The organism is Chryseobacterium sp. CS3K3.1 (assembly GCF_059515165.1).
The window spans coordinates 18727-44668 of the sequence record NZ_JCAKRV010000005.1 but is presented as its reverse complement, the minus strand read 5'-3'; the positions used below and the strand labels follow the sequence as shown (position 1 = coordinate 44668).

The 25942-nt window shown below is 35.8% G+C and carries 21 protein-coding genes; 11 read left to right on the top strand and 10 right to left on the bottom strand.

The window, feature by feature from the left end:
- The first annotated feature begins 16 nt into the window (after positions 1 to 16).
- The gene (locus AC5YGI_RS06540) at positions 17 to 2146 is read left to right on the top strand and encodes a S9 family peptidase (RefSeq protein WP_446106680.1); all 2130 of its coding nucleotides are present in this window, start codon (positions 17 to 19) and stop codon (positions 2144 to 2146) included.
- A 55-nt stretch (positions 2147 to 2201) separates the two neighbouring features.
- Here AC5YGI_RS06540 and AC5YGI_RS06535 read toward each other — a convergent pair whose 3' ends face one another.
- The 3 genes from AC5YGI_RS06535 to AC5YGI_RS06525 form a co-directional block, all read right to left on the bottom strand.
- Positions 2202 to 3029 carry a GLPGLI family protein gene (locus AC5YGI_RS06535; RefSeq protein ID WP_496167842.1) on the bottom strand — a complete coding sequence of 276 codons (828 nt, stop codon included), beginning with the start codon at positions 3027 to 3029 and terminating at the stop codon, positions 2202 to 2204.
- Positions 3030 to 3154: 125 nt separating this feature from the next.
- Complete coding sequence (locus AC5YGI_RS06530; protein WP_330745351.1) at positions 3155 to 3952, bottom strand: GLPGLI family protein; 798 nt, start codon at positions 3950 to 3952, stop codon at positions 3155 to 3157.
- Positions 3953 to 4123: 171 nt separating this feature from the next.
- On the bottom strand, positions 4124 to 4297 hold the full coding sequence (locus tag AC5YGI_RS06525; RefSeq protein WP_330745350.1) for a bacteriocin-like protein: 174 nt from the start codon (positions 4295 to 4297) through the stop codon (positions 4124 to 4126).
- Positions 4298 to 4562: 265 nt separating this feature from the next.
- Here AC5YGI_RS06525 and AC5YGI_RS06520 point away from each other — a divergent pair, with 265 nt between their 5' ends.
- The 6 genes from AC5YGI_RS06520 to recG all read left to right on the top strand — a co-directional run bounded on the left by AC5YGI_RS06520 (position 4563) and on the right by recG (position 13544).
- Positions 4563 to 6218 (top strand): peptide MFS transporter, encoded by a 1656-nt coding sequence (locus AC5YGI_RS06520; protein ID WP_110009539.1) that lies wholly within the window; start codon positions 4563 to 4565, stop codon positions 6216 to 6218.
- Positions 6219 to 6352: 134 nt separating this feature from the next.
- The gene (locus AC5YGI_RS06515) at positions 6353 to 8107 is read left to right on the top strand and encodes a peptide MFS transporter (RefSeq protein WP_227942289.1); all 1755 of its coding nucleotides are present in this window, start codon (positions 6353 to 6355) and stop codon (positions 8105 to 8107) included.
- Between the two features lie 57 nt (positions 8108 to 8164).
- Complete coding sequence (locus tag AC5YGI_RS06510; RefSeq protein ID WP_330745349.1) at positions 8165 to 9157, top strand: PDDEXK nuclease domain-containing protein; 993 nt, start codon at positions 8165 to 8167, stop codon at positions 9155 to 9157.
- A gap of 23 nt (positions 9158 to 9180) precedes the next feature.
- Positions 9181 to 10716 carry a peptide MFS transporter gene (locus AC5YGI_RS06505; protein WP_496167841.1) on the top strand — a complete coding sequence of 512 codons (1536 nt, stop codon included), beginning with the start codon at positions 9181 to 9183 and terminating at the stop codon, positions 10714 to 10716.
- Between the two features lie 41 nt (positions 10717 to 10757).
- Positions 10758 to 11291 (top strand): thioredoxin family protein, encoded by a 534-nt coding sequence (locus AC5YGI_RS06500; RefSeq protein ID WP_330745347.1) that lies wholly within the window; start codon positions 10758 to 10760, stop codon positions 11289 to 11291.
- A gap of 165 nt (positions 11292 to 11456) precedes the next feature.
- Entirely contained in the window at positions 11457 to 13544 is a 2088-nt protein-coding gene (gene recG, locus AC5YGI_RS06495) for an ATP-dependent DNA helicase RecG (protein ID WP_496167840.1), read from the top strand.
- A 612-nt stretch (positions 13545 to 14156) separates the two neighbouring features.
- On the opposite strand, the gene AC5YGI_RS06490 is transcribed toward recG, so the two are convergent.
- The 4 genes from AC5YGI_RS06490 to dapA all read right to left on the bottom strand — a co-directional run bounded on the left by AC5YGI_RS06490 (position 14157) and on the right by dapA (position 17034).
- The gene (locus AC5YGI_RS06490) at positions 14157 to 14603 is read right to left on the bottom strand and encodes a response regulator (protein ID WP_496167838.1); all 447 of its coding nucleotides are present in this window, start codon (positions 14601 to 14603) and stop codon (positions 14157 to 14159) included.
- Positions 14596 to 15177 (bottom strand): helix-turn-helix domain-containing protein, encoded by a 582-nt coding sequence (locus AC5YGI_RS06485; protein WP_110009546.1) that lies wholly within the window; start codon positions 15175 to 15177, stop codon positions 14596 to 14598. The genes AC5YGI_RS06490 and AC5YGI_RS06485 overlap by 8 nt, the downstream gene beginning before the upstream one ends.
- A 292-nt stretch (positions 15178 to 15469) precedes the next feature.
- Entirely contained in the window at positions 15470 to 15973 is a 504-nt protein-coding gene (locus tag AC5YGI_RS06480; protein ID WP_454511452.1) for a GNAT family N-acetyltransferase, read from the bottom strand.
- Between the two features lie 188 nt (positions 15974 to 16161).
- Positions 16162 to 17034 carry a 4-hydroxy-tetrahydrodipicolinate synthase gene (gene dapA, locus AC5YGI_RS06475; protein ID WP_227942296.1) on the bottom strand — a complete coding sequence of 291 codons (873 nt, stop codon included), beginning with the start codon at positions 17032 to 17034 and terminating at the stop codon, positions 16162 to 16164.
- Between the two features lie 107 nt (positions 17035 to 17141).
- Here dapA and AC5YGI_RS06470 point away from each other — a divergent pair, with 107 nt between their 5' ends.
- The 4 genes from AC5YGI_RS06470 to recO are packed head-to-tail and all read left to right on the top strand — an operon-like array spanning position 17142 to position 21802.
- A complete protein-coding gene (locus AC5YGI_RS06470; RefSeq protein ID WP_496167837.1) occupies positions 17142 to 17897 on the top strand; it encodes a 5'-nucleotidase C-terminal domain-containing protein in 756 nt (251 codons plus the stop codon).
- Between the two features lie 2 nt (positions 17898 to 17899).
- Positions 17900 to 18850, top strand: coding sequence for a bifunctional metallophosphatase/5'-nucleotidase (locus AC5YGI_RS06465; protein ID WP_496167836.1), 951 nt, complete (start codon positions 17900 to 17902; stop codon positions 18848 to 18850).
- A 1-nt stretch (position 18851) separates the two neighbouring features.
- The gene (gene porZ, locus AC5YGI_RS06460; RefSeq protein ID WP_496167835.1) at positions 18852 to 21116 is read left to right on the top strand and encodes a type IX secretion system anionic LPS delivery protein PorZ; all 2265 of its coding nucleotides are present in this window, start codon (positions 18852 to 18854) and stop codon (positions 21114 to 21116) included.
- Positions 21116 to 21802, top strand: a complete 687-nt coding sequence (gene recO / locus AC5YGI_RS06455) for a DNA repair protein RecO (RefSeq protein ID WP_496167834.1) — start codon at positions 21116 to 21118, stop codon at positions 21800 to 21802. The genes porZ and recO overlap by 1 nt, the downstream gene beginning before the upstream one ends.
- Before the next feature lie 6 nt (positions 21803 to 21808).
- Here the strand turns inward: recO and AC5YGI_RS06450 are convergent, their stop codons facing one another.
- From AC5YGI_RS06450 to AC5YGI_RS06440, 3 genes are all read right to left on the bottom strand, one after another.
- Complete coding sequence (locus tag AC5YGI_RS06450; protein ID WP_496167833.1) at positions 21809 to 24469, bottom strand: MGH1-like glycoside hydrolase domain-containing protein; 2661 nt, start codon at positions 24467 to 24469, stop codon at positions 21809 to 21811.
- Between the two features lie 113 nt (positions 24470 to 24582).
- Complete coding sequence (locus AC5YGI_RS06445) at positions 24583 to 25392, bottom strand: glucose 1-dehydrogenase (protein WP_496167832.1); 810 nt, start codon at positions 25390 to 25392, stop codon at positions 24583 to 24585.
- Between the two features lie 73 nt (positions 25393 to 25465).
- Positions 25466 to 25939 (bottom strand): GNAT family N-acetyltransferase, encoded by a 474-nt coding sequence (locus AC5YGI_RS06440; RefSeq protein WP_496167831.1) that lies wholly within the window; start codon positions 25937 to 25939, stop codon positions 25466 to 25468.
- Positions 25940 to 25942: the final 3 nt, after the last annotated feature.

Sequence of the window (25942 nt, the reverse complement as noted above, 5' to 3'; positions counted from 1 at the left end):
TCCATTACTATTAGAAATGAAAAAATTACTCTTAACTCTTACTGTTGCGGCGGTATTCCAAAATGTGTCAGCACAGGAAATCACTTTAGATAAAATATATTCAGGATATTACCGTGGAAAGGGGATCGCAGGGATCACTTCCATGAAAAACGGAGAAAATTACCTGGTCATTGAACCGTCAGGCATTGCCAAATATTCTTACAAAACTTCACAAAAAGAAGGGAATCTTGTAGATGGAAAATTTGAAAGTTATATCTTTTCTGATGATGAATCTAAAATTCTTTTACAGACAGGAAGCCAGCCTATTTACAGACATTCTTTTCTGGGGAAATTTGATGTTAAAGATTTAAAATCCGGGAAAGTAATCAGCCTGAATGAAGGAAAACCTGTTCAGGAGCCTTCATTTTCACCGGACGCTACGAAAGTGGCTTTTATTTCTGACAATAATCTTTTCTATCAGGATCTCAATTCAGGAAAAATCACACAGATTACAACGGATGGTAAAAAGAATTCAATCCTGAACGGTTTGGCAGACTGGGTATATGAGGAAGAATTCGGGCATGCAAAACAATATGAATGGACAAAAAATTCTGATGCCATCGTATTTGTAAAGTCTGATGAAAGCCAGGTTCCGGAAATCTATATTCCTATCTACGGAAAAACGCTTTATCCTACAGAAATGCGTTATAAATATCCAAAAGCAGGTGAGAAAAACTCTGTAGTTTCAGCACAGCTATACCGTCTTGATAACGGGAAAACAATGCAGCTGAACCTGGGTTCTTTCAAAAACTATTACATCCCGAATGTATTTCAGACCGCAAAGCCGGACGAAATGGTTCTGATCACTTCTGAAAGGATACAAAATGCTTCTGATATTTTAAAAGTGAACACAAAAACCGGAGCAGTTCAGAAGTTGTTTACAGAAACTGATGAAAAATGGGTGGATACAGACAGCCCTACTCTTGAATTCCTTGAGGATGATTCATTCCTTTGGGCTTCTGAGAGAGATGGAAACCGACACCTTTACTGGTATGACAAAGACGGAAAACTAAAAAAACAAATTACTAAAGGAAACTGGGAGGTAACCGATTACTATGGGTTTAATCCAAAGTCCAAAGAAATTTATGTTCAGACTACCGAAAAAGGAAGTATCAATAAAGTTATTTCCAAAGTCAATATTGAAAACGGAAAAACCCAGCTGATCTCCAATGCAGAAGGAAACAACTCTGCAAACTTCAGCAAAAACTATAATTATTTCATTGAAACATCTTCTACAGCAGCTAAACCTCATACCTATGTTTTAAAAGACGGTAACGGGAAAGCAGTAAAAGAGCTTCAGAACAACAATGACCAGTTGCAGAAACTAAAAGCTGATAATTTTGTTGAAAAAGAATTCATTACCATTCCAAATGCAGTAGGTGACCAGATGAATGCCTGGATTATGAAGCCTAAAAATTTCGATCCAAATAAGAAATATCCTCTGTTTATGTTCCAGTATTCAGGCCCGGGATCTCAGCAGGTAGCCAACTCATGGGATAACGGAAATGCGATTTGGTTCAATCACCTTGTACAAAAAGGATATATTGTTGCTTGTGTAGACGGCCGTGGAACGGGTTATAAAGGAGCAAAATATAAGAAAGTAACTTATATGAATTTAGGAAAATATGAGATTGAAGATCAGATCACAGCAGCTAAGTGGTTCGGAAACCAATCTTATATTGATAAAAGCAGAATCGGAATGTTCGGATGGAGCTTTGGTGGTTATATGACCAGTTTAGCCATGACGAAAGGAGCTGATGTCTTCAAAGTAGGAATTGCTGTAGCACCTGTAACCAACTGGAGATATTATGACTCTGTATACACAGAAAGATTTATGAGAACACCTCAGGAAAACCCTGATGGATATGATAAAAATTCTCCTACGGAATACGCTAACCTATTAAAAGGCAAATTCTTATTAATCCACGGAACGGCTGATGATAATGTTCATTTCCAGAATTCTATGGAGTTTTCAGAAGCTTTGATTCAAAACAAAAAACAGTTTGATTTCATGGCTTATCCTGATAAAAACCACGGAATTTACGGTGGACAGACAAGACCTCAGTTATACCAGAAAATGACGGATTTCATCCTGAATAATCTATAATATTCAATTTATAACTCATAAAAAATACCTTTCAGAAATTCTGAAAGGTATTTTTTTAATTAGGATATTTCACCGCTTTATCCAATTCTATAGGGTTATTAAAGGCTTTTAATTTTTTTCTTTCGTTGGCTTCTGCGGGTTTCAGCTGTTCTTTGGAGAGAACTGTTCCATCATCCAGCAGTAACTTTTTTCCTTCAGGGATTGTAAGACTTCCATTAAAAGCGTATTTAAAGGGATTGGAATAGAGGTCCAACCTTAGTTTATTTAAATCCTTCTGTGTAACGGGAATCGCTCTGGAGATATAATTATTTAATGAATTACGTTGATAATCATCCGGAATCTTTTCACTCTTAATTACATTAAAATAATAATTCTTTTTTGTATCATACAATTCCATAATCAATCCCGGTAATCCGTTAAACTTATAAGGTCCGTAGGGCATTGGGATATCTTTAGTAAACCATGCGATCCAGTTTCTTCCTCCGAACTGTGTAGTAGCTTTTTGAAGCTGGAAATTACTGGAAACCTTTATACTGTCTGTAATATTCCAGTGTTGCTTCGTTTCCTCAGATAGTTTATAAAAATTCACATCTCCGATATATTCATAGTTTTGGTATATATTATCATCCTTCTTTTTTATTAAAAATGAAGTCAGTCTATTACCTTTAAACCCATAGTGCCCGGTAGCATTAAATATTGAATCATTAATATAATTCAGTCTGTTATAATAGGCTATATCCTCTTTTGTTATATCCAGATAATAATTTTCCCTGGTGATATCTTTTGAGGTTGAATCTTTCTTGTATTTCACCTCATAGATGAACCTGTTGTTCTGAGCAAACATCATGCATGTTCCCAGCAATATAAATAATAAGCTTTTCATAACAATTTAATTTTCGGATAATAATTCCGGGATAAAGAACTCCAGATCTGCTCTTTCATACTGAACCGGGTATTCCGTGTCATTGATAAAGATATTAATTAAAAGGATAAGTCATCGTTAATTGGTTAAGGATATTTTACCGCTCTATCCAATTCTATAGGATTACTCCCTCCTTTTATCTGATTCTGAATACTTTCTGTAATTTCTTTAAAACTTATATGAACAGGATTTCCATTAGCGTCGCCAATTTTTGTTTTAATATTTCTGATTTTTATTTCCGCCAATGGATCATTATAATAATCTATTTGTAATTTCTTATATGCATCCCAGCTTATTTCTTTTCCCTTTCTTAAATAGAACATATTATTTTTACCAGACTTTTTAATTTTAATAAGATTAAAATCAAAATCCTTTTGTTCATCTGAAAGTTTAATAATTAATCCCGGAAGCCCATAAAATATATAGGGTCCCTCTTGTATTGGACTTTTAGGATCAAACCAGGCAATCCAATTTCGCCCACCATACTGTGTTGTGGCTTTCTGGCATTCCACAGCATCAACTTTCATTGTATCAGATAGAACTTTCCAGTTTAACTGATCATTAATATTAATATAATATAAATCATACATAGCAGGGTGTGTGACACTTTTGTAAACTTTATTATTGATTAAGTTTTTGAATGAATATATATCTTCAAAAATAGGCTTACGACTATTCCAATACCCATTTTTTTGCATTAATGAGTCTGCTTCACGTGCTTTTCCTGATCTGAAAACAGATTGCTTACCCAAAACATCCAGATAGTAATATTCTTGTTTTACATCTTTTTTTTGAGTTCTGAAGGTGAGCTCATATATAAAAGTAATATTCTGTCCAGCTAAAATATTCGATATGAGTAATAAGATAAAAAGTGATGATTTCATGAGGATATAAACCGTATTCAGTATTAAAAAATAAAGAAAAAGAGGCTGTCTCAAAAGGTAAATTAACGCTCTGAGAATTTCCTAAATGACAAAAGTTGTCAGGCAGGAGTCCGAGAAAGGGGGTACTTTTGAGACAGCCTCTTTAATGACCTGTCATTCAAGTTAACATCATTACATACAAGCATTATGAGATTCAACCACCTCGCCATTCTGTACCGTATACCAAAAGCCACACTCTAATCCATATTGTGCACATACATCATTAGCTCCCGGCTGACAAAAATCTTTGAAACCTCCTTGGACACTTTTTAATTCTTCTCTCGAAATTTTTTTTAATTTTTTCATAATAAATGTTTTTTTAATTACGTGTCACTATTGACAGTTCGAAACTAGAAAACAAATATCACTTTATAGAGAAATAATTTTGTATATTATGTGTACAACCTCTATTTACATTATTTACAGTCTGTGTACAAGTTAAATCCAGCAATATAAATCTCCCTTTACACTTAAAATTTTATATTTATTTCATTAATCATTTACGTGGGTATTATTTATTTTATCAATTAAAATTAAAAAGCTATTTTTGGGAAATTTGAAAATTGATTATATGAAGACTAAACATCCTAAAGGGCTGCCCTATCTCTTTTTTACAGAAATGTGGGAGCGTTTCGGGTATTACCTGATTCTTGGAATCTTTGTTCTCTATGTTATTGAGCCTACAGGCATGAAAGGCGGACTTGGACTTCCGGATAAAACTGCTGATGACATTTTCGGAACTTATATTGCTTTAACTTATCTGACACCCTTTATTGGAGGATTCCTGGCAGACAGAGTGTTAGGATATATTAAATCTATTTATCTTGGAGGTTTTTTAATGGCTGCAGGATATATAGGAATGGGAGTTTTTAAAGATCTACCCCTGTTTTATACCTCTCTGGCATTAATTATTATCGGAAACGGTTTCTTTAAGCCTACTATTTCCACATTATTAGGAAATCTTTATTCAGAAGAACCTTATAAAGCTAATAAAGACTCCGGATATAATATTTTCTATATGGGAATCAATATCGGGGCATTTATCTGTAACATTATTGCTGCTTTCATGCGTAATAAATTCGGTTGGGGTGAAGCTTTCATCACTGCGGGTGTAGGAATGCTTATCGGAATGGTTATTTTTACCATCGGAAGAAAGCATTACATTCATGCTGCACAGATGAAACCTGTACAGGAAGGAGATACCAAGCTTTCAGAAATTCTGATCAAAGTATTTGTTCCTGCTATCGTTGCCGGAGCAATAGGTTGGTTTATTCCTGGAAATATTTTCGGAAGTGACAGTACGGATGCCTTTATTTTCGCCTGTGTACCCGTTATTTATTTCTATGCATCCCTTTATTTTAAGGCTAAACCTGATGAAAAAGCCTCTATCGGAGCATTACTTTCTGTATTCCTGATCAGTATGTTCTTCTGGGCGGTCTTCAAACAAAACGGTACAGCATTGACAAGATGGGCTAATTATTACACGGACAGAAGTGTTCCGGCTTCTCTTGAAAAGCCTCTGGAAGGTATCTATATGGTGGATGGTAAGAGTTATGAAGACAAAGAAACTCCTGTTTATGATAACCAGTTCCGTTCTCAGAAAGATGATAATGGGGAGACTAAAAAGGAAATGGGAAAAGATGTATACTTTAAAAACATATCCCCAGAGCAGCGTGCTGCTCTTGAGAAAAACCCTGAAAACAAAGTTTATCTATACAATACAGAACTGTTTCAGTCTATCAATCCGTTCTGGGTTATTGCGTTAACTCCTGTTATTGTAGGATTCTGGGCATTGTTGAGAAGAAAAGGAAAAGAACCATTAACGCCTACCAAGATTGTTTTAGGTTTATTTATTTCAGGACTTTCCTGCCTTGTCATGGTTTTAGCCGTAATGGCCGGAGACAATGGCGCTGTAAAAGTATCTCCTCTATGGCTGGTTGCCAGCTACGGAGTCATTACTATCGGGGAGCTATGCCTTTCTCCAATGGGACTTTCTTTTGTATCTAAACTTTCGCCTGCAAGGATTACAGCATTGATGATGGGTGGATTTTTCCTGGCTAACTCAGTTGGAAATAAGCTTTCAGGAATTCTTGCAAGTACATGGTACAATTATGAAAACAAAACGAATTATTTCCTTGTTAACTTCGCTTTGTTAATATTTGCTACACTTTTAGGTCTTTCTATGTTAAAAAGACTGAATAAGATTATGACAGAAAAAGGGCATTAAAATGCTCAATATGATAAAGATAACTAAGCTGCGGAATAGTCCCGCAGCTTTTTTATTTAAAAATAAAATTAAAACCTTGCCAAAAACCCAAAATAAACTATATTTGTCAGTCTTAACAAAAATTAACAATAGAAATGGATAATATTGAAGCATTGAGTCCGAAACCGGATGAATTTGTAGAGAATAAGAATTCCAGGCATCCTAAAGGATTATGGGTTCTTTTCGGAACAGAAATGTGGGAGCGTTTCAACTTTTATGGAATGAGAGCTCTTTTGACGCTCTTCATGGTAAATTCCTTATTGATAAAAGAAGCTGATGCAGCGATCATCTATGGTGGATTTCTAGCTTTATGTTATTTAACCCCTCTTTTGGGAGGATTTATTGCTGATAAATATATCGGAAACAGATATGCAATCATCATTGGTGGATCGTTAATGGCTATCGGCCAGTTCTTATTATTCATCAGTGCCTCAACTTTTTCAGCGGATATTGGTAGTGCCAAACTTATCATGTGGCTGGCATTATTCGTGATCATTTTCGGTAACGGATTCTTCAAACCGAATATTTCTTCAATGGTGGGAAGCCTTTATCCAAAGCAGGAAAAATCTAAACTGGATTCTGCCTTCACGATTTTCTACATGGGGATCAACATCGGAGCTTTCCTTGGTCAGTTCATCTGTCCATACGTAGGAGACGTAAAAGATGCAGCAACAGGAGTAAGAGATATTTTCGCTTTCAAATGGGGATTCCTAGCAGCTTCTATCGCAATGGTTATCGGAACGGTAACATTCTTTATCCTTAAAAACAAATATGTAGTAACTCCGGAAGGAAGACCTATCGGAGGATTACCAAAAAACAATACAAGTGCTGACTTTGAAGAAGGAGAGACGCAGACTGCTAAATTCTCTGGCCAGGCTTTAGGAATCACTGGTGGAATATTTGTAGTTTTATTCTTCCTTTTCAGATATCTTCTTGTAGGTGAGTTTGGATTCAATTCTGTAGAAATGGGGCAATTGATTAAAGGAATCATTTATCCATTCATCTATTCAGCTGGTATTTCTCTTGCCTTCTTAATTATGTCTTCTGCTGAAAATAAGGTGGAAAGACAGAGAATCTGGGTAATTTATATCGTATCATTCTTTATTATTTTCTTCTGGGCTGCGTTCGAACAGGCAGGATCTTCATTAACATTTATTGCAGATAACCAAACAGACAGAAACATTTTAGGATGGAATATGCCGCCTTCAATGGTTCAGATCTTCAACGGAATCTTCGTTGTTATTCTTGCAGTTCCTTTCAGTTTAATCTGGGATAAATTAAGAGCTAAAGGCAAAGAACCGGTATCTCCGTTCAAACAGGCAATGGGATTAGCTTTGATTGCTCTTTCTTATTTCATCATTGCACACAATGTAAAAGATCTTGGAAACTCAGGTTTATTAGCCATCAAATGGTTAATGCTACTATACTTCATCCAGACATGTGGTGAGCTTTGTCTTTCTCCGATTGGTTTATCATTGGTTGGTAAGCTGGCTCCGAAAAGATTTGCTTCATTACTATATGGTGTTTTCTTCATTTCTAACGCTGCCGGTTATGCATTGGCAGGTTCATTAGGAGCACTTATCCCTGCAACAGGTGATAAATTCAAAAAAGCTCAAGAAATGGGTGTTAATTTACAGGATGTTTTGGATAAAAAAGTAACCCTGACAGCTGATCAGGTTGCCGCTTTTGATAAAGCTCAGTTACCACTACACAACCCTACTTTTGTAGGATTTGAAATTCACAATCTATTCGAATTCTTCATGGTATTCGTAGTACTTTGTGGGATTGCTTCTGTAATTTTAGGATTAATTTCACCTATCTTAAAGAAAATGATGCATGGTGTAAACTAATGTATCAACAAAATATCATAAAACCTCTGCCAAGTCAGAGGTTTTTTTTATTTTCGTATGATGGAAATTTCCGAAGATTCTTTATTCCAATCCGTAAAGGAAATCATTAGGCAGTCGCGCGAAAAAGTGTTTCGTATAGCGAATTCTACTCTACTGCTCACTTACTGGCAGATTGGAAAATTGATTGTTGAAGATGAACAACAAGGAAAAGAACGCGCAGAATACGGAAAATATACGCTGAAAAAACTTTCTCAGAAACTTACCTTAGAATTTGGAAAAGGATTTGATGAAAGTAACTTAAGAAACATGCGCTCTTTTTATCATGCATTTCCAATATGTGACGCATTGCGTCACGAATTGAGCTGGACCCATTACAGATTACTGATAAGGCTTGACAATGCTGATAAAATGAATTACTATCTCAATGAATCCGTTCAAAATAACTGGAATTACAGAGATCTTAAAAGACAAATCAATTCGCTTGCTTACGAAAGGGTTTTGGAACATAAAAAATCTTCTCCGGAAACTATTCACAGTGTTTTAAAAGATCCTTATATTTTTGAATTCCTTGGATTAAAAGCTGATGAACAATTTTCTGAAAAAGAAATTGAAACAGCCATTATTGACCATATTCAAAAGTTTTTGCTTGAATTTGGGAAAGGATTCGCTTTTGTAGCCAGACAACAACATATTTCAACAGATACATCGGATTTTTATATCGACCTTGTCTTCTATAATTACATCTTAAAATGCTTTGTCATTATTGATTTAAAAACAGGAGAACTTTCTCATCAGGATATCGGACAGATTGATATGTATGTAAGAATGTATGATGATCTGAAACGCGGTGAAGGTGATAATCCAACCATCGGAATTTTATTATGTTCAGAAAAGGATGAGACCATTGTAAAATATTCCGTTTTGAATGATAAAAACAATTTATTTGCCAGCAAATACCTGCTGTACCTCCCAAAAGAAGAAGAATTAAAACAAATTATTGACCAGGACAAAATCCGTTTTGAACTGGATCAGAAAGATAAAAACCCTTAATTAGAACTTAATCATATATCATTATGAGCTTAACTTTAGATGAAATACAAAATTTCAAAGGAAAGTATCCCAGACAAATCTGGAGCCTGTTTTTCTCTGAAATGTGGGAACGTTTCTGTTTCTACGGAATGCGCGGAATGCTTACTTTTTTTATTGTAAACGTCCTATTTGAAAATTCAAATTTAAAAATTGCAGAAAAAAATGAAATTGCGAACCTACAATATGCAGCAATTCAGGCTTTCGTTTATGCATTTACTTTTTTAGGAGGAATATTTGCAGATAAAATTCTCGGTTTTAGAAAGTCTCTTTTTTGGGGAGGCATCTTAATGATTGCCGGAAGCATTATTTTATCAATTAATCCTCATGAATATTTTTTTCTTGGGATATCTTTCACTGTCGTAGGAACAGGCTTTTTTAAGCCAAATATCTCAACCATGGTGGGCTATCTATATAAACCAAATGACGAAAGAAGAGACGCTGGTTTTTCATTATTTTATGCGGGAATTAATCTAGGAGCACTTATTGGAGGCTATGTATGTATTGCGATTGGTAAAGGAGAAATGCTTTCACATTACATCCCTGAAAATTTAAGATGGAACATTGCTTTCAGTCTTGCTGCGTTTGTAATGGTAATTAGTTTAATTAACTTTGTATTTACACAACGTAAACTTGGAACAATAGGATTACAACCAGGACACCCAATGTCAGACAATCCAGAAGTAAAGATTAATAAATGGAAAGAATATGCTGTCTATATTGGGACTTTTGCACTTATTCCAGTTATTCAGATAATGGTTCATAAAACAGAATATACTGATTACTTTATGTATATTATTGGCCCTCTTACTTTAGTATACCTTTTCTATGAAATGACAAAGGTAACACCATCTGAACGAAAAAAACTTTTGGCAGCATTAATTTTTATACTTTTCTCAATCTTATTCTGGGGAATTTACGAGCAAAGCGGTGGATCATTAAGTATTTTTGCAGCTAATAATCTTAATAAAGATCTATTCGGATTAGATCCAAATGGTGTAAATAATTCCGGAGGGGCATTTTTCATTATATTTCTTGCTCCAATATTTGGTTTATTATGGTTATGGCTTGGAAAGAAAAAAATTGAGCCTAATACTATAATTAAATTTGGACTTGGTTTTTTATTTTTAGGATTAGGTTATTATGTACTTTTTGCAACCAAATTATTTGCTAATCTTCAAGGAATTACTTCGCTAAACGTTTTTACTATTGCACTTCTTGTTATTACATTTGGAGAACTTTGCTTATCCCCAATTGGCCTTTCAATTATGACTAAACTTTCCACAAAAAACCTTCAAGGAATGATGATGGGAATGTGGTTCCTTGCTTCAGCCTATGGCCAATACGTTGCCGGACAAATAGGAGCAGGAATGGCTAAAGTAAAAGAAGGTTCCACCAACTATGATGCTTTGATCACTTATACTGATGGATATAAACAATTGGGATTATACGCGGTAATTGCCGGAGTGGTATTAATTTTGATATCTCCGTACGTGAAAAAATTAATGCAGGATGTAAAATAAAAAATAAGTAATTATGCTTATTTTTACATAAATATCACAATATGAAGAAAATTTTAAGCATAGTTCTCTTACTTTTATTAAATTTTACTTTTGCACAGGTAAAATGGATGACCATCGAAGAAGCTTTAAAAGCTCAAAAAGAAAGTCCAAAAAAAATATTGATTGATTTCTATGCAGACTGGTGTGGTCCATGTAAAATCATGGATAAAAAAACATACGGCCACCCTGTACTGGCTCAGGTTTTAAATGAGAATTATTATCCTGTAAAGTTTAATGCGGAAGAAAAAAAGAGTATTGAAATTTTCGGAAGAACATTTTCCAATCCCAATACTGAACATAGAAAGGGAAAAAATTCTCTGCATGAGTTTACCCAATATATGAATGTAGGAGCCGTTCCAAGTACAGTATTTCTGGATGAGCATGGCGATCCCATCACCATTCTTCAGGGAGAATTGTCTGCCAAGGAACTGGAACCTTACCTGGAACTGATTTCCAAAGATTTGTTTAAAAAAATTAAGACCAGAGAGCAATGGGAAGATTACCAGAAAAAATTCAAATCTAAAATCAAAGATTAATTGAGAACTTTGAAACACCGATTTTCTGTTTTAATGCTAAAAAATTCACTATAGAGGCTTCCAATTTTTGGAAGTCTTTTTTATTTTACCGAAATTCGGACCTTTATTTTTATGATCCGAAATAAGAATCAAAAAGTTCGAAAAACAGTATCCTGAAACCTGACAATGAATCTCGAAACCTCCATAGAATATGTAAAAGGAATAGGTCCGGAAAGAGCTAAACTCATCAAAAGTGTGTTGGGCTTATCTACTGTAGAAGATATGTTGAATTTCTACCCTATCCGCTATCTGGACAAAAGTAAAATCTATACTGTTTCTCAGCTTAGAGAAGAGACCAGTCAGGAAATACAATTGAAGGGAAAAATTACTCAGGTACAGGAAATTCAGACCGGGAAAACCAAAAGATTATCTGCAAAATTCAATGATGAAACCGGCAGTATGGATCTGGTTTGGTTTCAGTATTCCAAGTGGCTGAAAGAACAGCTTCCCATCAACAGGGAAGTTTATATTTTTGGAAAGATCAATGTTTTCAACCGTCAGTTTTCTATGCCGCATCCGGAAATTGAAGCGGAAGAGAAAAAAGAAGGCGACACCCGCCTTAAACCTATTTATCCAAGTTCTGAAAAACTAACCAAAAGAGGATTAAATCAACGATTTTTCCAGAATGCGTTAAGAAATATCTGCAAAGAAATTCCGAGTCTTATTGAAGAAAATTTTCCGGAATACCTGATGAAAACCTTTAAATTCATGTCCAGGCAGCATGCTTTTCTGAATGTTCACTTTCCCAAAGATCAGGAACATTTCGATAAAGCGGATTACCGGCTGAAATTTGAAGAATCATTTTTCTTTCAGTTAGGATACGGCTTAAAGAAGCTTCATCATAAAACACAATCCCACGGTAATCCTTTCCTGATTATTGGAGATCACTTCAATGATTTTTATGAAAACCATCTTCCTTTTGAGCTTACCAATGCACAAAAAAGAGTTTTAAAGGAAATTCGTATGGATATGAAAAGGCCGATTCAGATGAACAGGCTTTTACAGGGAGATGTAGGATCAGGAAAAACAATGGTTGCTCTTCTTACCATGCTAATCGCCATGGACAATGGATTTCAGAGCTGCCTTATGGCTCCAACGGAGATTCTTGCCCAGCAGCATTACAATGGTATCAAAGAGCTGTTGGAAAAAACAGGGATCAATATCCGCCTCCTCACAGGTTCTACCAAAGCAGCAGAACGAAGAATTATCCATGAAGAACTGGAAAATGGTACACTTTCTATTTTAGTGGGAACCCATGCTGTTTTGGAAGATAAAGTTAAATTTAAAAATCTCGGATTGGCAATCATTGATGAGCAGCATAGGTTCGGAGTGGCTCAAAGGGCTAAACTCTGGGCCAAAAATAAGATTCCGCCTCATATTCTGGTGATGACAGCCACCCCTATCCCGCGAACTCTCGCTATGAGTTTTTATTCTGATCTGGATGTTTCGGTGATTGATGAAATGCCGGTGGGAAGAAAGCCTATTATTACCGCTCACCGCCGGGAAAAAGACAGATTGTATGTCTATAACTTCTGTAAAGATGAAATTAAAAAGGGCAGGCAGATTTATTTTGTATATCCTTTGATTGAAGAATCTGAAACCCTGGATTATAAAAACCTGATGGAAGGTTTGGAGCATGTGATGGATTATTATTCAGAGTATAATGTCACTATGCTTCACGGGAAAATGAAACCGGATGAAAAAGATGCTGCGATGGCTTATTTTGCATCGGGAAAAGCTGAGATAATGGTTGCAACAACGGTAATTGAAGTCGGAGTAAACGTTCCGAATGCTTCTGTGATGGTGATTGAGAGTTCTGAAAGATTCGGACTGTCACAGCTTCACCAGCTCAGAGGGCGTGTGGGAAGAGGAGCAGAACAGAGTTACTGTATCCTGATGACTTCCGATAAATTATCAAAAGAAAGCAGAACACGTATCAAAACAATGACTGAAACCAATGATGGTTTTAAAATTTCTGAAGTGGATATGCAGCTTCGCGGGCCAGGAGATATACTGGGTACCCAGCAAAGTGGTGTGGTAGATTTTAAAAGACTGGATCTTATCAATGACTCTGCAATCATCAAAACAACAAAAAATACGGTAGAAAGAATACTTGAAGCAGATCCTATGCTTTCAAGACCTGACAATCTGATCATCAAAAATTATTATATCAGATACTACAAAGGAAAAAATAAGTGGAGTAAAATATCATAAAAAAACCGCAGAAAAAATTTCCTGCGGCCCCCTTATAAAACTGTTATTTAGAAGAAATTACTTTTGGTGTGTCCAAAAAAAAATTTATTTTAATAGTTCAGGTTTAATATTTTGTGATGTGGTGTGAAAATATTTATATAACAATATAATAATGAGCTAAAACCATTACTATTAAAATAAATTATAAAAAACAAAATGAATTATTTTTTCCAACTTGCTTATTATAAAAACTAACTGTGTTTCGGTGGAGATGAGGGAATGAAACGAATAAAAATATCTCCAACTACTTATTGAGTTTTCATGATTGTACCGTTTTGTTTAAAGATCTTCTGTGCTTTATAATTGGAAAATTAGTATAATCCATTTTGTTTAACTAACATCGTGATTTATATAATTTTGTTCTTTAGAAACAATTACTTTTCATTCACCTGTATCTTCTACTATATAATCAAATTTGTGTCTCAGTTTACTTTTACAAATGTCCGTATATTAATTCAGATGCCTTTTATATTATTTTAATGATTAGTTATAAAATTTTCACCTATTTGTGAATAGTATGCAATAAATACGATTTTAAAATTATTAACATTAAATTAATAAATCCTTTATTCATCATACTTTCAGGATTAAATTATCTTTATTCAAACCCGAAGTATGATACTGCCAGTTGATGGTAATAACTTCCGTAAGTACCTTTCTGAGCTTCTCAAAACAATCCGGTTTTTTCATAAAAATATGAGCACCTTTCACAAAAATTTCTTCTATTTCATGTTCCGGAATCGGATCAGAAAAAATAGCCGTCACCATATTGTTGAATTTTGAATTCGAACTGATATCTTCCAGGCATTCCATGCTCTCTTTTCCGGGAATCATATAATTTATAAAAACAAGTTCCGGAACTACGGCATCATCATTATTCAGGTATTCCATCAGGTTGTTCCCGTTACTGAAACATTGAACTTTTATAGAGATTTTCAACTCTTTCAGAATTTTTTTAAAAAAAATCAAGGTGTTTTCATCGTTATCTGCTACTATTACGTTCAGAAATTCTTTATTCATACTGCATTTTAGGGTTTATTACCGTGCTTTGTACTCTTCTTCGCCTGCCAATAATTTTTTGAAACTGGGATGGAGTAATTCCTGTTGTATTTTTAAATTGGGTACTTAAATGCGCCACACTGGAATAGTTCAGCTTATGGGCAATTTCTGTAAGGCTTTGTTTGTTTCTTATGATAAGAGCCTTCGCATGCTCTATCTTCTGCAGAATAATAAAATTCTCAATAGAGGTAAAAGCAACTTCTGAAAACAGATTGGAAAGGTATCCATAGCTGTGATTAAGTTTTTCAGAAATATAGATAGATGCTTTTACGGGTATAATTTCATCAGAAAAGACGAGCTCTACAATAGCATCTTTGATTTTCTGTACCAGCGCGTTTTTTTGGCTTTCTATGATCTCGATCCCATAATCTTCAAGATTTTTCTTAAAAAGATTGTGCTGTTCTTGCGTAAGGGGCTCATAGAATTCCACCTCACCGAAGTTCAGTAACCTGTACTTCAGCCCGTGTTCTTTAAGTTTCTCGTCCAATACCTTTTTACAAAGAGCATTGAAATCAAATTTAACATACATTTTCATCCTAGTATATATAAGCCATTTATGGAGTAAATATAATAATTTATTTCAAGTAAATGTGAAATAGGTGTATATTTTTAATATTTTACTATAAATACGAAAAAACTCCTGTATTTTAGAATACAGGAATTTAAACACTAAGGATGAAAAAAATATACTGATAAAAAGCTTTTCAGCTCAAAACCAAGCATATGAATGTATTGTATAAGTGATTTGGTTCTGAAGCAAAGATGAATCAAAAAAAGAAATCACCTGTTATAGAATTACAGGATAAAGTTACAAAATTTTAAGTCATTTATCTGTGAATTAGATATTCCATTTGATAATCATCCATTACAAAACCGTTTCCAATATCTAAAACCATCTCATTATATACTTTGAAATCCTGGGATTCGTAGAATTTTCTGGCATTGTTTTCTTTGTTGACATTCAGGATAATTCTTGTGTCATTGCTTTCAGAAAGTTTCTTTTTCAGGAAATCAATGGCTCCTTTTCCGAAGCCCTTACCTTTACTTTCCGGGACCAGATAAATTCTGTGCAGTTTTGTAGTATCGGGTTCATAGCTATGTTCATAACCAATAAAGCCTTCGAAAGAACCATTATTGTCGTCAAAAATTAAATAGTAATGATAATTGGGGTTATCGAGATGTTTTGAAATTTCATCCTGAGAATACATCTCTCCCAGCATATAGTTGATCTGGTCATCTGAAATAATTCCCGCATATGTACTCTCCCACGATCTTCTTGCCAATTCCTGGATTAAAGGAATATCCTTTTCTTTCGCTTCTATTAATTTCATATTCTAAATTTTGTTTTTATTCTCACTTTCAAATGCAAAGTTGACAAAAATTTTTACTCCATATTTTTATACATCAAAGATGGAAATAAAAAAGGTGAAAGTAGATCACTTTCACCTTAATATGTTTATTATAATGTTAAAATGTTACCGGAAAATCATCTTTCGTTTCCCATAACGATATTCATTATTTAAATTTTGGTCATTTCAGCTTTAATTTTTGCATGAAGACCTTCTGAAGCTTTTACCAAAGGAAGTCTAAGATAATTTTTAATGATTCCTTTTTCAGCCAATATTACCTTAATACCACAAGGGTTACCTTCAGCAAAAATCAGGCGGGTAATATCTACCAGTTTGTTGTGAATTTCATAAGCTTCTTTTACCTTACCTTCGAAAGCCAGCTGTACCATAGTAGAGAATTCTTTGGGATATGCCTGCCCGATTACGGAAATTACGCCATCTCCGCCTGCTAATGTTACCGGCAATGTATATTCATCATCTCCGGAAACTAAAGAAAATCCTTCAGGTTTCTTTCTCAGGATATCAAAATACTGAAGAATGTTAGGAGAAGCTTCTTTAATCAAAAACAAATTCGGGAATTCCTTGGCAAGACGAAGTGTAGTATCAGCTTCTACATTTTGCCCTGTTCTTGACGGAACATTATAAATAATAATATTTTTTCCTGTGGAAGCTAATGCCTTATAATGCTGATAAAGACCTTCCTGGTTCGGTTTATTATAATATGGAGACACTGAAAGTACTGCTTCAAATGCAGAAAGATCTGCTTCTTCAATCTGTTTCTTGACTTCAAGAGTATTGTTACCGCCAATTCCCAAAACCAAAGGAAGACGTTTATTATTCACCTTAATGATGTGCTCAATTACCTGTTTCTTCTCCTCTGCAGAAAGCGTTGCGGCTTCTGCCGTTGTTCCCAATACTACCAAATAATTGGTTCCGTTTTCGATATTGTACTCCACCAGTTTTGTTAAACTGTCGAAGTCTACGGATAAATCTTCATTAAAGGGCGTTACCAATGCAACACCTACTCCTTTTAAAATGCTCATCTGTTAGAATTATTTTTGCCAAATTTAATCATTTACGGTAAGAATTTGTAATAAATAATAATGTTTTATTATACATATAGTTATATTTGCATATACTAAAAGAGATTATGAAAAATAAATTCTTGTTATTAGGAATTGCCCTGGTGTCACTTACTGCATGCAAAACGGCTTCTGCGCCGCAGCTTGTGAATGTAAAGACCCAGAAAAATATTTCTATTAATAATGAGCTAAAGAATGATGAGGAGTTTGTAAAATTGATCGAACCTTATAAGCAGAAACTGGATCAAGAAATGAACCAGAAGATTTCACATACCAATGTGGATCTTACCAAACAGGGCGATAACAGCAATCTGGGTAATCTTTTAGCTGACTATACGTTTGAAGGAGGTAATGAGTGGATCAAAACTCATCTTAAGCAAAATGTAGACGCTGCACTGATCAATATCGGAGGGATCCGTACCACTATCGGAAAGGGAGATATTTTACTTAAAAATGTATTTGAAGTAATGCCTTTCGAAAATGAAGTGGTGATTGTGAAAATGAAGGGAGCAGATTTACAGGGTCTTTTTGAGTATTATGCAAAAACGCAGGTCAACAATCCTGTTTCACATTTATATATTGAAACAAAAAACGGACAGGTAACCAAATCCTTAATCAACGGCAACACAGTAGATCCGGCTAAAGATTATTATATTGCCACTTCAGATTATCTTGCGCTGGGCGGAGACAATATGAAATTCTTTGCTAAAGGAGAATCCATTGCAACAGGGATTAAAATGAGAGATATGTTTATCGATTATTTTAAAAAATCACCTGAAGTGGTGGTTAATTCGGATGTTCGTTTAAATTTTATCGGGAAGTAATAATGGATAGAAAAAGTTTTTTAAAAGCAATAGGAGGCGGATCTTTAGCAATGGCTTTAGCTCCCAATATGATGATGGCAGAGGAATTAAAAATTCTTAATTTAAAATCTGCAAATAAACTGACTATTCTTCATACCAATGATCAACATAGCAGAATAGAGCCTTTTGACGCGAGCTATACCAAAAATCCCAATCAGGGAGGTTTTGCAAGAAGGGCAAGCTTAATCCAACAGATCAGAAGCCAGGAAAGCAATGTTCTTCTTCTTGATTCCGGAGATATTTTCCAGGGAACTCCTTATTTTAATTTCTTCGGAGGTGAGCTGGAGTTCAAATTAATGTCTATGATGAAATATGACGCCTCTACCATGGGAAATCATGATTTCGACAATGGACTTGATGGATTTTTAAAGGTGCTTCCTAATGCGAAGTTTCCATTTATCTGTTCCAATTATGATTTTAAAAATACGGTTCTTGAAGGGAAAACTTCTCCCTACCAGATATTCAACAAAAATGGAATTAAAGTAGGGATTTTCGGGGTAGGAATCCAGCTGGATGGCCTTGTAGGTAAAAAACAGTACGGGGAAACCGTTTATTCCAACCCGGTTGATGTTGCACAGCATTATTCCAATTTCCTGAAAAAAGATCAGAAATGTGATCTGGTGATTTGTCTTTCGCACATCGGCTACGACTACAGAGACGAACCGGATAAAATAAGTGATAAAATTTTAGCGGCCAATACAGAAAATATTGATATTATCTTAGGAGGCCATACTCATACATTCTTACCGGAACCTCAGACCTTTACCAACAGACAGGGCAAAAATGTCCTTGTCAATCAGGTGGGATGGGCTGGTCTTCTTTTAGGTAGGATCGATTTTTATTTTGATACAAACAAAAACGTACAGCATATTTCCTGGAACAATCAGGTGATAGATAGCAGCATAACCGCATAATATGAAAAAACTCTCTATAATTTCTCTTGGTATTTTAGCATCCCTGCAGCTGACAAAAGCACAGGTTATTTCATCCAAAAAGTGGGCAGACCTGTTTTCCTATAATAATGTCTTAGCCATGAAAGAAGACAATGGAAAAATCATTGCAGCCACCCAAAACGGAATATTCTATTATACAATAGCAACAGGAGAAATTACGAAGTTATCCAAAGCCAACGGGCTTCATAATATCGGAATTACAGCTTTCGACTATAATCCACAGACTAAAACCGGACTTATCGGTTATGAAAACGGATCTATGGATGTTATTACACCTCAGGAAATCAAATATATTGTTGATATTCCCATTGCTACAGGATATAATGGAGACAAAAAGATCAACCACATTTCCATAACCGGAGATCAGGCTGTCATTTCTGTTGGATATGGAGTTTCCATCTTTAACCTTCAGAATAAAGAATTTGGTGATTCTGCATTTTTCCTGACCGGCGGAGTTTATCAGGCAAGTAATGAAGCCACCATATTCGGGAATAAAGTATATTCTGTAACAGATACAGGTTTGAAAAGCCATCAAATGAATACTACATTTCCTGTATTTTCTACCTGGACAACGGAAGCTCCCGGAGCTTTCAAACATATAGATTCAGAATCAGAACTGGTTTTCTCAACGGCTACGGCAGCTTATATTTATAATAACGGTACCCCGACACAACTTCCTACTACTTTTGAAAAAATCAGGGATGTTGTTATTACTTCAAATAGTATTGTGGTTACAGATAACAGAGTATACACCTATGGAATCAATGGAGTATCACAAAATGCGGTAAGTCTTGGTGAAGAATGCAATACTGCATTAACAGCTGGCGGAAAGATTTTAGGAGGAACGGTATTATCGGGAATTAAGGATGAAGGTAGCAATACTTTTAAACCTTCCGGTCCTTATTTCAATTTTGCTTATAATATCAATCTTTTTGATAACGGTCAGCTCCTGGTTTCCTCTGGTGCCAGAGCTAATAATTATAATCATCCGTTTATTCAGCCACAAGAACCTGGATTTTATTATTTTAATGGTACGGAATGGATTTATCCTTCTTTTTTCAATAAAAACAATCCAAACCGCCCAACCTTTATCAATGTACTGGATGCTATTATAAGTCCTTATAACAATAATGAAGTACTCTTTACCAATTATACAATGTTGGATAATGGAGTTTACAAAATGAAGTACAATGCTACCAGCAAAGATTTTGAACTGGTAAAATATTATAATCTGGGAGCACAACCTTATTACAGACGCCCAGTAGGTTTTGCTACAGACGCTCAGAGCAATCTTTTTGTATCATTTGGTTTTAATGATGGAAACCCATCTATGGGAATTTATGATAAAGCGGCTGATGATTTTGTTATCAAAAAATTAGTTCTGGCCAGTGATGGTATTCAAAAACCGGTTTTCCACGAAAATATGTTGTGGACTCCGCTACCGAGATCCAATAACTTCTGGGTGTATGATTATAAAAATGCCCTTAACCTTTCCGATGATTCAGATTATATCCTGGGAACATCTAATGGATTTAACAGTTCAGGAGGAATTTTATCCGTAGCATTTGATAAGGCTGGTGATGCATGGATTGGTACGGACGGAGGTCTGAGGATCATGTCAAACGCAGCATCAGAAATAAAAAGTGCCCAGCCTAAAGTGGAACCTATAGTGATAGAGCAGAATGGTTTGGGTGAAGAGCTTTTCAGAGAATCAGCAATTCTTCAGATTGCAGTAGATGCAGGTGATCATAAATGGGTATCTGTTGACGGTGGTGGTGTTTACTACCTCTCTTCAGACGGTCAGAGAACCATAAAACATTTTACAAAGGAAAATTCACCGCTACCTACCAATAGTGTTACCGATATAAAAGTTGATAAAAAAACAGGTAAAGTATATTTTGTAACATATAATGGTATTGTGACTTACCAGGGAGATGTAGCAGACGTGACTTCTAATTTTGGCGACGTTATGGTCTATCCTAATCCTGTTGTATATTCTAACTTCAAAGGAAAAGTAACAATAAAAGGTCTTGCAGAAAAAACCAATATAAGAATCGTGGATGCTGCAGGAAATGTAGTGCATTCTGCCGTTGCAAGAGGAGGTTATTATGAATGGGATCTCAATAATCAGAAAGGAACAAGAGTAGCTTCAGGGATTTATTTTGTCCTGATGACGAATGAAGACGGATCCGATAAAGCTACCGCCAAAATAGGAGTGGTTAATTAATGAATTCACAAAACGGTTTTTTACTTTCATTTATCAAATACGGGGAAAATGATGCGGTATTGCATTGTTTTACAGAAGAAGAGGGTTTTCAGAGCTATTTTCTGAAAGGAATTTATTCCAAAAAGAACAAAAAGAAAGCCCTGCTTCAGCCGCTGAACCAGCTCAATTTTTCCGTAAATCCAGCACGGGGTAACGGAATCCCGACTGTTTCAAAATTTGAACTGGTAAAAAATAATGACATTTATACAGATATAAAGATCAATACTGTCATTTTCTTTATTTCGGATTTTCTGAGTCATATTCTTAAGCATGAGAATAAAAATATTCCGGTCTATTCCGGTATTGATCATCTTATCAGTGAGCTGACCAATAGAAATTATCAGGCACATCTTCTATTTTTGCTGGCTTTTTTAAAAATTCAGGGTGTAGCTCCATTATTGAGCGAAGGAAATTTTTTAGATCCGGAAACCGGAACTTTTTCTTCAGGAATAAGCCATCAGCTTTTCAATGAAGAAATTTCAATGGTATGGAAAGAAGCTCTTTGTGCAGAAGATTTTTATGCCACAAAAATCCATTCTTCATTAAGAAAAGATTTTCTTGACAGTCTTTTGGTGTACTATCATTATCATATCACGGACTTCAAAACTCCGGCCTCACTTGAAATTATTCAGCAGATATTTGAATAAACAAGCTTATTGTTTTTCTGCATTATCCGGCATTTCAGTTTCGGATTCTGCCATTTCTTTTTTGGAAAATCTGGGCTGAAGAATCTTAGCAATAAGTCCCGTCCAGCCTGTCTGATGGGAAGCCCCTACTCCACGGCCGTTGTCTCCATGGAAATATTCATAGAAAAGGATATAATCTTTAAAATCCGGATCGGTCTGAAATCTTTCATACTGCCCATGAACCGGGCGTTTACCATTTTCATCCTTTAAAAATATTTTCGCGAGTCTCTTATTTAAGGCATCTGCAATCTGATCAAGGTCTGAATAATTACCGCTGCCCGTAGGATATTCTACCAAAAAATCCGGACTGTAATAGAAGAAAAAACGCTGAAGACTGTCAATAATAAGAAAATTGATAGGAAACCACACGGGGCCGCGCCAGTTGCTGTTTCCGCCAAACAAACCGCTGTCACTTTCTGCAGGGGTATATTTAACAGTAAAGTCCGTTTCATTAAGAGTTAAAGTATAAGAATTTCTTTCATACTCTTTGGATAAGGCTCTTACTCCGTAATCACTTAGAAATTCATCCGGATTCAACATCCGGTTTAACAGCCTTTTCAGACGATGTCCCCGAAGCAGAGATAAAAGATGTTTTGAATCCTGTCCCTTCACTTCCCATCTTGAAACCAGAGAAGCGAGTTCAGGTTTATTATCCAGTACCCATTTCATTCTTTTTTTGAAATTGGGAAGGTTTTCAATCATTTCATCATCAATAACCTCAACAGCAAACATTGGAATTAATCCAACAATCGTCCTTAGCTTCAGATACATATGAGTTCCGTCACTGGAAGTAATTGCATCATAGAAAAATTCATCCTGCTCATCCCAAAGACTGAAATTCTCATCACCCATATTATCCAATGAATGGGCAATCGACAGGAAATGTTCAAAGAATTTCATAGCCATTTCTTCATACACCTTATTGTAGAGGGCCAGTTCCAGGGCAATTCTCATCATATTGAGGGCAAACATAGCCATCCAGCTTGTTCCATCCGACTGTTCCAGCTGTTCTCCGTTGGGTAAAACAGAATTCCTGTCAAAAACACCGATATTATCAAGTCCCAGGAATCCACCTTCAAAGATATTATTACCGTTAAGGTCTTTTTTGTTAACCCACCAGGTAAAATTCATGAGCAGTTTTTGGAAAGCACTTTCGAGAAATTCCAGGTCTGGTTTGTCTTTTAAATATTCATCAATTTTAAAGACCCTGAAAACCGCCCAGGCATGTACAGGAGGATTCACATCACTCAGGTTCCATTCGTAGGCAGGAAGCTGTCCGTTGGGATGCATATACCATTCAAACAGGAAAAGCTTTAACTGATGTTTGGCAAAATCCGGATCTATCAGTGAAAAGCTGATAGTGTGAAATGCAAGATCCCACGTTGCATACCACGGATATTCCCATTTATCCGGCATGGAAATAATATGTTCGTTGTTGAGGTGCTTCCAGTCGTAATTTCTTATTGTTTCCCGGGACTTTGGCGGCGGCATTTCAGAAGGGTCACCTTTCAGCCATTTTTCCACATTGTAATGGTAAAACATTTTATTCCACAACATTCCGGCAAAAGCCTGCCTTTGAACCAGTTTTTCATCTTCCGAAGCAATTCCTTTCTGGATTTCTGCATAAAACTCATCTGCCTCTTTCTGTCTTTGTTCAAAAAGGATATCAAAATCTTTAAAAGGCTCTCGAATATCCTTATCTGAAAGTCTGAATTCAAATATCTTCGCTTCTCCATCCTGAAAGTCCTCATCAATAAAGAAAGAAGCTTTGGTTCCTGCATTTTGTGGATTTACAGACTGGGAATTTCCCGTCATCACAAAATTATTGATCCCGTCTTTACAGTATTTTGAATCATTAGAACATTGATAAAGCTTTTCATTATTGGTTTCATTATTACAAAACAAGGTCTTTAAGGACTGTTTTGCGTACACATTTTTAATCTCAATATCCTGATGATTGACTTTAATATGGTCTGCATCTTCCGCAGACAATTGGGGTTTATAATCATCATATCCCCAGTTCCAGGTATTTCTGAACCAAACTGTTGGCAAGATGACCAGAGATGCTTCTTTTTCAGATTTATTGATAATTGTTAATCTTACGAGAATATTATTCTGACTTTCCTTTGCATATTCTATAAAAATATCAAAATAGTCATTCTGATCAAAAATTCCTGTGTCAATCAGCTCATATTCCGGATCCTCTTTTCCTCTCTGCGCATTGGTTTTTACCAGGTCTTCATAAGGAAATGCATTCTGAGGATACTTATACAGCATCTTCATGTAAGAATGGGTAGGAGTAGAATCAAGATAATAGAAATATTCCTTTACATCTTCACCATGATTCCCTTGTCCGTTGGTGAGTCCAAAGAACCGCTCTTTCACCATTTTGTCCTTTTTATTCCAGAAACCTACAGAGAATACAAGTTTCTGAAGATCGTCACAGATTCCGCATATCCCTTCTTCACCCCAACGGTATGTTTTGGCTTCTGCAGTATCGTGGCCTGTGTAATTCCAGGCATCTCCGTCTTCACTGTAGTCTTCCCGAACGAGCCCCCATTCGCGGTTGCTTACATAAGGGCCCCATTTTTTCCATGAAACATCTGAAATTCTCTGTTTTTCCGACATAAGCGATAATTATGAGTAATAAGCAATGAGTAATATTTTGATTCCGTTTCAAACTCTAAGAACAACCTCAAATCATTAAACTTTAAACCTTGAACATTAAACTTTGAACTCCCCTATCCTCCCGTAGAAAAGCTCTCAAACGTCGTCATCCCGCCATCTACGAAAATGCTTGTTCCGGTAATATAATCTGCAAGATCACTGGCAAGAAATGCTGCTAGGTTGCCGATATCCTGCGGCTGTCCGATCCTGTTATAAGGAATAAGGCTGAGAAGAGAATTAAGAGCTTCCGGCGTATCCCATGCATTCCGGTTAATCGGCGTCTGAATCGCTCCCGGACAAATGGAATTGACACGGATTTTGTCCGCACCATATTCCTGAGCAAGCGTTTGCATCAGCATTCTGACGGCCCCTTTACTGGAAGCGTAATTAGCATGACCCGCCCACGGAATAATTTCATGGACTGAACTGATATGAATGATTTTTCCACAGGCAACAGACCGTGAAGGATCTATTCCCCTTCGCAAAAATTCTTTAATGGCTTCTCTGGCGCATAGAAATTGTCCCGTCAGATTAACTCCTATGACAACATTCCATTGGTCAAGAGTCATTTCAGTAAATTTCGCGTCTTTCTGAATCCCTGCATTATTGATCAGAATATCTACAGTCTGGTACTCAGCAATGACATCCTGAAACATTCTGATGACCTGATCTTCTTTGGAAACATCACATTGGTAGGTCATTCCTTTCCCTCCGGCATCCGTTATTTCTTTTAAAACAGCTTTGGCTTCATCCGTAGATCTTTCTGAAGAATGATTGACAATGATTGTTGCTCCTGCTGCAGCCAATGATTTTGCAATTCCTGAACCGATTCCACTGGAAGCTCCTGTGACTACAGCCACCTGATTCTGAAGTGATATTTCCATGTTTTGTAATTTGATGTTACTCAAAGTTATGGAAAGATATCAGCAGATAAAAAATTATGATTTTAAAATTTTATTAAAGTTTTTTGTACATCAGATATTGAGGTCCGCTTCTTCCGATTCTGGTCTTACCGTCGTAAATGTATCCTGCCTTAAGGTAAATATGGTAAGCAGAACCGTTTTTCTGATTGACGGCCAATACAATTTCATCGCAGGTTTTGAAGTGGTTTCTGACAAAATCACTTACTTCAAGCATCGCCGCTTTTCCAATTCCTTTGCCCTGCATCCCGGGATTCACAGATAAGGATCGTAACAACGTTGAGTTTTCATTATCAGTAATTTCCAGTTTATCTTTCCCGAAATCAAGGACAAAAAAGCCTGCAGGCTGATCGTTGTAAAATATAGTCACGGGAAATGCATCATTATCATCCCGCTCACTGATGCTTTGCAAAGCTTGTTGAGCAGTCGCTGTAAATCTCATCTGATTTTCATCCAAAGCATAGCTGACCCCGGAAAGATCTTCTGGTTTAAAGAATTCTAAATGTATCATAAT

Excerpts from the sequence above, each read along its gene's own strand:
- AC5YGI_RS06520 (WP_110009539.1), top strand. The coding sequence starts at position 4,563 with ATGAAGACTAAACATCCTAAAGGGCTGCCCTATCTCTTTTTTACAGAA.
- AC5YGI_RS06490 (WP_496167838.1), bottom strand. The coding sequence starts at position 14,603 with ATGAATAAAGAATTTCTGAACGTAATAGTAGCAGATAACGATGAAAAC.
- recO (WP_496167834.1), top strand. The coding sequence starts at position 21,116 with ATGAATTCACAAAACGGTTTTTTACTTTCATTTATCAAATACGGGGAA.
- AC5YGI_RS06525 (WP_330745350.1), bottom strand. The coding sequence starts at position 4,297 with ATGAAAAAATTAAAAAAAATTTCGAGAGAAGAATTAAAAAGTGTCCAA.
- AC5YGI_RS06450 (WP_496167833.1), bottom strand. The coding sequence starts at position 24,469 with ATGTCGGAAAAACAGAGAATTTCAGATGTTTCATGGAAAAAATGGGGC.
- AC5YGI_RS06470 (WP_496167837.1), top strand. The coding sequence starts at position 17,142 with ATGAAAAATAAATTCTTGTTATTAGGAATTGCCCTGGTGTCACTTACT.
- AC5YGI_RS06445 (WP_496167832.1), bottom strand. The coding sequence starts at position 25,392 with ATGGAAATATCACTTCAGAATCAGGTGGCTGTAGTCACAGGAGCTTCC.
- AC5YGI_RS06505 (WP_496167841.1), top strand. The coding sequence starts at position 9,181 with ATGAGCTTAACTTTAGATGAAATACAAAATTTCAAAGGAAAGTATCCC.
- dapA (WP_227942296.1), bottom strand. The coding sequence starts at position 17,034 with ATGAGCATTTTAAAAGGAGTAGGTGTTGCATTGGTAACGCCCTTTAAT.
- recG (WP_496167840.1), top strand. The coding sequence starts at position 11,457 with ATGAATCTCGAAACCTCCATAGAATATGTAAAAGGAATAGGTCCGGAA.
- AC5YGI_RS06440 (WP_496167831.1), bottom strand. The coding sequence starts at position 25,939 with ATGATACATTTAGAATTCTTTAAACCAGAAGATCTTTCCGGGGTCAGC.
- AC5YGI_RS06530 (WP_330745351.1), bottom strand. The coding sequence starts at position 3,952 with ATGAAATCATCACTTTTTATCTTATTACTCATATCGAATATTTTAGCT.
- AC5YGI_RS06535 (WP_496167842.1), bottom strand. The coding sequence starts at position 3,029 with ATGAAAAGCTTATTATTTATATTGCTGGGAACATGCATGATGTTTGCT.
- AC5YGI_RS06510 (WP_330745349.1), top strand. The coding sequence starts at position 8,165 with ATGATGGAAATTTCCGAAGATTCTTTATTCCAATCCGTAAAGGAAATC.
- AC5YGI_RS06480 (WP_454511452.1), bottom strand. The coding sequence starts at position 15,973 with ATGAAATTAATAGAAGCGAAAGAAAAGGATATTCCTTTAATCCAGGAA.
- AC5YGI_RS06515 (WP_227942289.1), top strand. The coding sequence starts at position 6,353 with ATGGATAATATTGAAGCATTGAGTCCGAAACCGGATGAATTTGTAGAG.
- AC5YGI_RS06500 (WP_330745347.1), top strand. The coding sequence starts at position 10,758 with ATGAAGAAAATTTTAAGCATAGTTCTCTTACTTTTATTAAATTTTACT.
- porZ (WP_496167835.1), top strand. The coding sequence starts at position 18,852 with ATGAAAAAACTCTCTATAATTTCTCTTGGTATTTTAGCATCCCTGCAG.
- AC5YGI_RS06485 (WP_110009546.1), bottom strand. The coding sequence starts at position 15,177 with ATGAAAATGTATGTTAAATTTGATTTCAATGCTCTTTGTAAAAAGGTA.
- AC5YGI_RS06465 (WP_496167836.1), top strand. The coding sequence starts at position 17,900 with ATGGATAGAAAAAGTTTTTTAAAAGCAATAGGAGGCGGATCTTTAGCA.
- AC5YGI_RS06540 (WP_446106680.1), top strand. The coding sequence starts at position 17 with ATGAAAAAATTACTCTTAACTCTTACTGTTGCGGCGGTATTCCAAAAT.